The organism is Candidatus Sulfotelmatobacter sp., assembly GCA_035504415.1.
Classification (GTDB): domain Bacteria; phylum Vulcanimicrobiota; class Vulcanimicrobiia; order Vulcanimicrobiales; family Vulcanimicrobiaceae; genus Vulcanimicrobium.
Genome location: DATJRY010000007.1, coordinates 249,498 through 258,175, shown reverse-complemented (window position 1 = coordinate 258,175; position 8,678 = coordinate 249,498). Strand labels below are relative to the sequence as shown.

Genomic DNA, 8,678 nt, shown 5'->3' with positions numbered 1-8,678 from the left:
GGTGCGTGGAAGAACGAACGTTCGACGTCCTCGTCGTCGGCGCCAGCTTGGGCGGCGTCGCGGCGGCGTTGCGCGCGAGCGCGATGGGCGCGTCGGTGTGCTTGCTCGAGGCGTCCGAGTGGATCGGCGGGCAATACAGCAGCCAGGGGCTGACGCGCGGCGACGAGACGGAGTACATCGCCGGCGGCACCGGCTGCACCGCGCTCTACGCCCAATTTCGCGCGAACGCGGTGGCGTACTACACGAGCAGCTTCGCGCTCTCGGCGACCGGCAAGGCGCTGCACCCGTTCCAGCCCGGTGCCGTCGACGCGCGGTACGCGACCAACCTGCGCGTCGGGCCACGCGTCGCGCACCTGGTCCTCGCGCAGATGTTGCGTGCGACCGCGCCGGCGGTGACGGTGCTGACCGGGATGCGGGCGCACTCGGTCGAGTCGAACGGGTCGCGCGTCGCCGCGGTGATCGCGCGGCCGTACGACGGCGCGCCGGTTCGCTTCGCCGCGAGTTACGTGCTCGACGCGACCGATCTGGGCGAGGTGCTCGTCTTGGCCGATGCGCCGCATGCGATCGGCGCCGAAGCGCGCACGGAGTTCGGCGAGCCGGCCGCTCCGGACGCGGCGCATCCGGAGTGGATCCAACCGATCACGCTGCCGGTCGCGGTCGAGCGCCGTCCCGCGGGCGAGAACCACACCATCCCCAAGCCGCTCGGCTACGACGAGATCGTGCGCGCGAAGCCGTTCGCGATGGAGTTCGGCGCCGGCGGCGTCTTCCGGGCCACCGGCGGCGATTCGCTGTTCAACTATCGCCAGTTCGTCGCCGCGGCGAACTTCGCCGATCCCTCGCTGCGGTACGACGTGACCACGCTCAACGACGTCTCCAACGATTATCGCGAAGAGGGCTTTCCGACCGGCGATCCGGCGCGGGACCAAAGCGTCTTGCTGGCCGCCCGCGCGCGCTCGCTGGCGTACGTCTACTGGTTGCAGACGGCGTGCCCGCGCGACGACGGCACGGGCAACGGCTATCCGAACGTACGGGTCGCGACCGAGGTCTTCGGGACGCCCGACGGCGTCGCGCCGTTGCCGTACGTGCGCGAGTCGCGCCGGATCAAGGCCCGGAAAACCGTGCGGCAGCAAGACATCGTGGTCGGCGACGCACCGCGCGCGACCCTCTTCCCCGACGCCTGCGGGATCGGCTGGTACCGTCTGGACATGCACACCCTGCTCAACGGGATGCCGGACTACGAAGGCCGGCAACCCGCGCACTTTCAGATCCCGCTGGGCGCGCTCGTGCCGGCCGACGGCACCGAGAATCTGCTGCCCGCCTGCAAGAACCTGGGCGTCACGCACATCACGAACTCGGCGTACCGCGTGCACCCGATCGAGTGGAACATCGGCGAAGCGGCGGGCGCGCTGGCCGCGTTCTGCGTCAAGCACGCCATGACGCCGAGCACCGTACTCGAAGCGCCGCAGTTGCACGTCTTCCAGGACGCGCTGCTCGCGGCCGGCGTCCCGCTCTATTGGTGGAGCGATCTGCCGCCGGCCGATGCGGCGCTGTTCCGTGCCGCGCACCTGCTGGGTGCACGCGGCTACCTGACCCGCCCGGCGTCGCTGGCGTTCGGCGCCGCCGACATCGTCGGCCCGCTCGAGCACGCTGAGATTGAGCGCGCCGTGGGCGGCTCGAGCCTGCCGTGGCCGTCGACGACGATGACGCGCGCCGACGTCGCAGCATGGCTGGTCGCGCACCTTCAGCTCTGAGCTACGTTCGCCGCTGGGCACGCGGCGAGCAGTTGCGCGGTCCTCTCTGCGACGCTATGCTGGCCGCGGCACGGGCTCGACGGCAAAGTTCTTCCACACCGCTCGGGCAAACTGATCGGCGAAGTAGTAGTATAGCGCCAAAAAGCGGAGCGAGACCGCGACGCAGGCGATCAAGCACCCTGCCAAGATCGCGGTCCTGTCGGGCGGAAACGTCGCCGCGAAAACGGGCACGAACGTGCTACTCAGCCCGACCAAGATGAGAACCAGAAGGCCAAGAAGCGCCGCGTCGACGACGGTGCGAAATCGAGAAGCACTGTAGCTGAACCGCCGGCGAGCCCCACCGGGACGGGCTCGAAACACCTCGTCGAAGAAACGACGGCGAGGTTGATCGGGAAGCACACGAAAAACGGAGAGTACGAGGGACGCCAGCAAGGCCGCTGCGACGGCATCGGCGAGCACGGCACTCAAGGTCCGCGCGTGCAGCGAACCCACGAGCCAGCCGAGCAGTTCCGCGGCGCCCAGATTCAGCGCCAGAAAGAGCCCGCGCGCCATCGTCGAGAGGCCCTGGAACTGCTCGGCGTACGGCGTGCGCGCGTTGACGATCGGCCGGCACAGATCGAACACGGCTTGGCGCCGATCGAGGACAGCTCCGCTCGCGCGTTGCCCGACGCTCACGTCCATTTCGAACCAGACCCAGGCGAGCTTTGCGATGCGAAGCTGAACGTCTTCCTGCAAGTTGCCGAAGACGATCGCCGACGGATATGCCGGATTGCCGTCCGCGTCTCTGACAAATTTCGCGGAAAACGCATTGGACGCAAGATTCTGCACGAAATGGCCGATCACGTAGCCGAGCGCCAGCGCCATCGCGATATCACCTGCGGTCGTATCCATCGATTGGCCCGACACGATGGCCCGCGGCAACCACAGGACGACGACGACTGCCAAGCCTGGGATCAAATACCCATAGATATCGTAGAAGTTAAAGCGCTGGATCATGCGGACATTCGTTCGGAACTCGAGCCCTCGCCGTCGCGGAGCCGGATCTCCTCAGTCAGCTCCGATAAGACCGCTCCAGGATCGCGTCCGTCGCCCTCCCGCAGCACGACCGAGCCAACGCGCTGGTGACCACCGCCCCCGTATCGGCGGAACAAACTGCCGAGGTCGACGCTTGCGAACTCTCGCCATGGGTTTCGCATCGCGGTAATCTTTGCGACTTGGCTCTCCGACCTCGTCAGCGTGATCGAGTATCGCGCCTCCGGATAAATGGCATACGGGGTGTAGCGATTCACGCTTACACCGTTGGGGGGCGACACATCAGTGACGGCGATCTCCCCGTGAACCATCCGGATGCGCTCCCGTATGATCGTCAATCCCTCGTCGGCCTCCCGGCGCGCACGCTCCAAACGCCAACGCACCTCGTCGAGCGAAGCGATCGCCGCCACGTTCATCGTTCGCATCGCCCGCAGCAGCAGCTTTCCATAGGACGCATCTGCCGACACGGTCAGGCTCAGGTTCACTTCCGCGGCGGGATCGCCCCAGCCGAACATCGCCTCGCCGACGGAGGAGTACACCGCCGCGTCGATACGATCGGCCGCTGCTGCGAGGGCAGCGTATCGGTCAGCGAGCGCCGACGGCTTCCCGACCTTCCTCCACAGCAGCATCGCGCACGACGGGCTAGTTCGATCGTAGAGCAGCGTTCGGCCGGGAGCGGGCTGACCGACCTCGTGCTCGAGGTCTTCGGAAAGGAACGTCGTGGCGTGATGATCGGCCCAAAACACGGCGTCCGGATGATATAGAAAATCGACGACGGCCGAGCGTGGGGGCAATGTCGTCGAAAGCCACGTCTTCGCGAGATCGTAGTTCACGAAGCGCACCTCCTCGATCGACCAGCCTTCGCGAGACTCGAGGTACTCAGCGGCTATTGCAGCCGAGGCAAGTCCGTCGAAGCACGGGTAGTGGAGGAAAAGCGTTCCCTCGTTCGTTCGCATACCGACCTCACGTCACCGGTCCCGGTCCAACCCCGACTGCGACCGTTCGACCTGCCGACAGCATACCTTCGGGCTATGCCAGGTGCATGGCACGAGCGATCGAAAGGTAGTAGTCAGCCGCTTGGTTACTGGCCAACGTGTACCGCGATCCAGTCCAGGATGTGGCGTTCGTAGGCGTCCAGGCGGACCGGGTCGTGCGGCGTGTGGTGCGCGGTCGGAATCGCGATCAGTCGGACCGGAACGCCGCGGTCGCGCAGCGCGTGATAGTACGTCCACGACTCGGTGAACGGGACCGTTTGGTCGACCAGGCCGGTGAGGATCAGCGTCGGCGTGCGGACCTGCGTCGCGTAGGTGATCGGCGAGTCCTCGCGGTAGCGCGTCAGCATCGCGGCGCTCGTCCACGGGCTGCCGCCCAGCGAATCGCGCGTCCAGGCGAGGTTGCCGGCGGCGGAGAGGTCGTACGCCTGCAGCCAATCGACGGCGCCGTCGCCGATCACGGCGCATTTCCAGCGCGCGTCGTGGCCGATGATCCAGCCGGTCATGTAGCCGCCGTACGAATGGCCGCCGACGCACTCGCGGCCGGTGTCGATCGCACCGCGATGCTCGACGTCGGCGAGCCCCGCCATGACGTCCCGCATCGGACCCTCGCCCGGATCTTCGAAGATCGCGTGCTCGTGCGCGGTGCCGAGGTCGTCGCTGCCGCGATAGTTCGGTAAGAACACGTACCAGCCGCGCGCGGCGCCGAGCTGCCCGATCGGCATCCCCTCGTCGGTTCCCTCGTCGTAGCCGAGGTCGACCGCCGCTTCGGGGCCCCCGTGATGCCACACCAACAGCGGATAGTGGACGCCCGGCCGTTCGCCGATCGGGTGCACCAGCAGGCCTTCCGACACCATCCCGTCGGGCCCGGTCCAGCGCACGGGCTCGACGCGCGCGTAGCGCAGCGCGCGCAAGCGCGCGTTGACGGCGGTGAGCGCCAGTGGCCGCGCGCCGGGAGCGCGTACGACGTACAGCTCGGGCGGCCGGCTCGGCGTGCTGCCGACGAAGGCCAGCTCACCGTGCGGTCCGGCATCCAGATCGCCGACCGAGAGCGCGCCGACGTCGATGCGGCGCGGCTTCCCGCTCGGCGGAATCACCAGCACGCCGTTGCGCAAGCCGTCGACCATGGTCGCGACGAGCACGTCGCCCGACCAGTGCAGCGAGGTCACGTCGCGATCGAGCGCGCTCGTGCGATCGACGCCGGCGCTGGTCGGCGTGGCGACGATCGCGTCGAAGGCGCTGATCGGTCCCGGCCCGTGTGGGCGCAGGTACGCGAAGCTGCCGCCGGCCGGCGCGAAGGCCGGCTCGTAGACGTAGGTGCGCGGCGCGTCGAGCTCGCGCACGGCGCCGGTCGCCGCGTCGACGAGCGCGACCGTCGAGCGATCGGTCACCGCGTCGTGCGCGTCGGGCGAGGTCGCGATCAGGATGCTGCGCCCGTCGGGCGACCACGACGGATCGCCGGTCCCGCCGGCGAACGGCGGGACGCCCTCGTAGACGCTCCACGTGCCGTGCGTGAGACGCCGGGCCGCACCGCCCGTGCTCGCCACCAGCCACAGGTGCGAGGGCGTCGGCGGCTGGTCGGTGAGAAAGCCGTCGTCGCCGACCGCGAACAGATCGTCGTGCGCCTTCGCGGCGGCCGCGTTCGGCTCGGCGTCGCGCGTGTCGTAAACGAAGCGCCGGCCGTCCGGGCTCCAGGCATAGTGCTCGACGCCGCGCGGCGCGTGGGTAACGGTCACCGCCGCACCGCCGGCCAGGCGCACCACCACGATCTGATCGTCGTCGTGCTTCGCATCGTGGCGCAGGTACGCGAGCCGCGTCCCGTCGGGCGACCAGCGCGGCGCGCCGACGAACGGCCCCGCGTCGACGACGCGCGCCGCGCCACCGGCCGCGGACTGCACCACGAGCGCATGCGCCATGCGGTCGTGCGGCACGTCGGCGGTCGTGCGCACGTAAGCGACGCGCGTCCCATCGGGCGACAGGCGCGGGTCGGAGAGCGAGACGAGCGCGCGCAGCGCCGCCAGCGTGACGAGATCGGCCATTACCGAGCGGCTACGCGCCCGGTCCTGCGTTCCCCTCGGTCGGCGTCACGGGTGAACGGCAACGTCTCCGATCGTGAGCAGCGGCGTGCGGGCTTCGATGGTTGCGCCGGGCGCGACGTGCAGCGCGCCGATCGTGCCGGCCTTGTGGGCGCGAACCTCGTTCATCATCTTCATCGCCTCGATGATCGCGACCACGTCCCCCTCTTGCACCGCGTCGCCGACCGCCCGAGGCAGCTCGACGACGACGCCGTGCATCGGCGAGAGGACGTCGTTGCCGGCCGCGGCCGCGTTCCTGCGCGCGCCGCCCCCCTTCTTCGGCAGCGTGCGCGGCGGCGCCGCGCCCGCTGCGGGGCTTGCGTTCGGCAACGGCAGATCGACGAACCGCACCCGGAACATGCGCTCGTTGACCTCGACGCGAATCGTGCCGTCGTCGGCCCCCGTTTCGGCACCGTCCGCGTCCGCGTCGCGGACGGCGGCGACGCCGTCGGTCGCCGCGGCGCCGAGCGAGGCGGCGAACGGCTCGAGCGTCGCGGTGCCGTACGAGGCGTCGCGTACCGGGCCGTAGTCGACCAGCGCGCGCAGCAGCGGCAGCGTGGTCGGGACGCCGGTGACCACGTACTCGTCGATCGCGCGGCCCAGGCGCGCCAGCGCCTCGTCGCGGTCGCGCGCCCACACGATCAGCTTGGCGATCAGCGAGTCGTAGTCGGGCGTGATCGTGAAGCCCGGATACGCGGCCGAGTCGACGCGCACGCCGAAGCCGCCCGGCTCGCGGTAACGCTCGACGGTCCCCGGCGCGGGACGGAAATTCTGCGCCGGGTCCTCGGCGTTGACGCGCACCTCGATCGCGTGGCCGCGAAAGTCGATCGCGTCTTGCGCGAGCGTCAGCGGACGGCCCGCCGCGACCAGGATCTGCTCGCGCACCAGATCGATCCCCGAGATCTCCTCGGAGACGGTGTGCTCGACCTGGATGCGCGTGTTCATCTCCAGGAAGTAGAACTCGTCGCCGCTGACCAGACACTCGATCGTGCCGACCGAGTCGTACGCGATCGCCTTGGCGGCTTGCACGCCGGCCTCGCGCAGCCCGCGGCGCACGTTCTCGGGGATGCGTGCGGGGGCTTCTTCCCACAGCTTTTGGTGACGGCGCTGCAGCGAGCAGTCGCGCTCGCCGACGTGCAGCACGCTGCCGTGCTTGTCGGCCAGGATCTGCAGCTCGACGTGCTTGGGGTTCTCGAGATAGCGCTCGACGTAGATCGTCGGGTTGCCGAAATACGCGCTGGCCTCGCGGGTCGCCGTCGCGAACGCGGACTCCAGCTCGTCGACCGTGCGCGCGACCTTGAGGCCCTTACCGCCTCCGCCGCCCGACGCCTTGAGCGCCAGCGGCAGGCCGTACTTCTCCGCCGCGAGGCGAGCGGCGCCGGCGTCGGCGATCGGATCGGTTCCGCCCGGCACGACCGGGACGCCGGCCGCGACCATCGCTTGGCGCGCGCGAATTTTGTCGCCCATCGCGTCGATCGCGTCGGGGTGCGGTCCGATCCAGGTCATCCCGGCCGCGATCACGCGCCGCGCGAAGCCGGCGTTCTCGGCGAAGAAGCCGTAGCCCGGATGGACGGCATCGACGCCGGCGCGCGCGCAGACGGCGAGGATCTTCTCGACGTCGAGGTAGGACTGCGAGGGCGCCGCGGCGCCGAGATGGTACGCTTCGTCGGCGTAGCGCACGTGCAGCGCATCGCGGTCGGCGTCGGAGTAGACCGCCACGGTCGCGCAGCCCAGCTCTTTCGCGCTGCGCATGACGCGGATCGCGATCTCGCCACGGTTGGCGACCAGGATCTTGCGGAACGGCGGCTCAGCCATCGAGCCGTCCCGCCAGCGTCCAGCGCGAGCGCGCGCGCGCGGCGGCGCGCACCATCTCCGGCACGGCGCCGGGCAGGCGTCCCGCCAAGCGCCAGCGCGGCACGGACGGCGGCGCCGCCGTCACCGCGGAGCGCGTGACGACGAGGTACGCGGCCGCGATCGCGGCCAGCTCGTCGGCGGTCGGTACGCGCATCAGGCCTTGGCCGTGTCGGGATACATGCCCATCGCGTGATAGCCGGCGTCGACGAAGTGAACGTCGGCGGTGATCTGCGAAGAGAGCGCGGAGGCCAGGTAGACGGCGACGTTGCCGACGTCGAGCGCGGTGACGTTGCGGCGCAGCGGCGAGGCGGCCGCGACCTTGGCCGGCATCTGCGAGAAGCCGCCGACCTGGCGCGAGGAGGCGGTGGAGATCGGACCGGCCGAGATCGCGTTGACGCGGATGCCGCGCGCCCCCAGATCGTAGGCGAGATAACGCACGATCGACTCGAGCGCCGCTTTCGCGATGCCGGCGATGTTGTAGTTCGGCACGATCTGCGTGCCGCCCAGGTACGTGAGCGTCATGATCGACGCTCCGTCGTTGAGGTTCGGCTCGAGGTGCTGCGCGAGCGCGATCAGCGAGTACGCGCTGACGTCCATCGACATCAGGAAGCCGTCGCGCGAGGTCTCGTAGACCGTGCCCGAGAGATCTTCTTTCTTCACGAAGGCGATCGAGTGGACGAACCCGTCGAGCTTCCCGACCCCGTCGGCCAGCGCGCGCAGCGACGCGTCGCTGGTGACGTCGCATTCGAACACCGGCGCGCCGCCCAGCTCGTCGGCGTGCTGGCGCACCGCTTTCTCGACCCGTTCGCCTTGGTAGGTCAGCACGAGCTTGGCGCCGTGCTCGTGCAGCCGGTGCGCGATGCCGCTGGCGATCGACCACTTATTGGCGATGCCGGTGACGAGGATGGTCTTTCCGTCGAGCAGTCCCACGAGGCTGGAAGGTCAGCCGTCTCGGCCCGACAACCCTCCTGGCG

Annotated in this window: 7 protein-coding genes; 1 reads left to right on the top strand and 6 read right to left on the bottom strand. The window is 69.5% G+C overall.

Translation table 11 applies throughout. The features are described 5' to 3' along the window. Positions 1-5 precede the first annotated feature (5 nt). On the top strand, positions 6-1,751 hold the full coding sequence (locus VMD91_04420; GenBank protein ID HTW83302.1) for an FAD-dependent oxidoreductase: 1,746 nt from the start codon (positions 6-8) through the stop codon (positions 1,749-1,751). Positions 1,752-1,805: 54 nt separating this feature from the next. Here the strand turns inward: VMD91_04420 and VMD91_04415 are convergent, their stop codons facing one another. From VMD91_04415 to VMD91_04390, 6 genes are all read right to left on the bottom strand, one after another. Continuing rightward, positions 1,806-2,747: a hypothetical protein gene (locus VMD91_04415; GenBank protein HTW83301.1), complete on the bottom strand. Its 942-nt coding sequence runs from the start codon at positions 2,745-2,747 to the stop codon at positions 1,806-1,808. Then, positions 2,744-3,616, bottom strand: a complete 873-nt coding sequence (locus VMD91_04410; GenBank protein HTW83300.1) for a hypothetical protein — start codon at positions 3,614-3,616, stop codon at positions 2,744-2,746. The genes VMD91_04415 and VMD91_04410 overlap by 4 nt, the downstream gene beginning before the upstream one ends. A gap of 248 nt (positions 3,617-3,864) precedes the next feature. Further along, positions 3,865-5,814 (bottom strand): S9 family peptidase, encoded by a 1,950-nt coding sequence (locus tag VMD91_04405; GenBank protein ID HTW83299.1) that lies wholly within the window; start codon positions 5,812-5,814, stop codon positions 3,865-3,867. A 45-nt stretch (positions 5,815-5,859) separates the two neighbouring features. Further along, positions 5,860-7,665 carry an acetyl-CoA carboxylase biotin carboxylase subunit gene (locus VMD91_04400; protein HTW83298.1) on the bottom strand — a complete coding sequence of 602 codons (1,806 nt, stop codon included), beginning with the start codon at positions 7,663-7,665 and terminating at the stop codon, positions 5,860-5,862. Then, positions 7,658-7,858 carry a hypothetical protein gene (locus tag VMD91_04395; GenBank protein HTW83297.1) on the bottom strand — a complete coding sequence of 67 codons (201 nt, stop codon included), beginning with the start codon at positions 7,856-7,858 and terminating at the stop codon, positions 7,658-7,660. Before VMD91_04395 ends, VMD91_04400 begins: the two co-directional genes overlap by 8 nt. Beyond that, positions 7,858-8,634 carry an enoyl-ACP reductase gene (locus VMD91_04390; GenBank protein ID HTW83296.1) on the bottom strand — a complete coding sequence of 259 codons (777 nt, stop codon included), beginning with the start codon at positions 8,632-8,634 and terminating at the stop codon, positions 7,858-7,860. The genes VMD91_04395 and VMD91_04390 overlap by 1 nt, the downstream gene beginning before the upstream one ends. Positions 8,635-8,678 lie beyond the last annotated feature (44 nt).

What these genes read in the sequence shown, in the direction of transcription:
- VMD91_04415 (HTW83301.1), bottom strand. Translation starts at nt 2,747, where the DNA reads ATGATCCAGCGCTTTAACTTCTACGATATCTATGGGTATTTGATCCCA.
- VMD91_04405 (HTW83299.1), bottom strand. Translation starts at nt 5,814, where the DNA reads ATGGCCGATCTCGTCACGCTGGCGGCGCTGCGCGCGCTCGTCTCGCTC.
- VMD91_04400 (HTW83298.1), bottom strand. Translation starts at nt 7,665, where the DNA reads ATGGCTGAGCCGCCGTTCCGCAAGATCCTGGTCGCCAACCGTGGCGAG.
- VMD91_04395 (HTW83297.1), bottom strand. Translation starts at nt 7,858, where the DNA reads ATGCGCGTACCGACCGCCGACGAGCTGGCCGCGATCGCGGCCGCGTAC.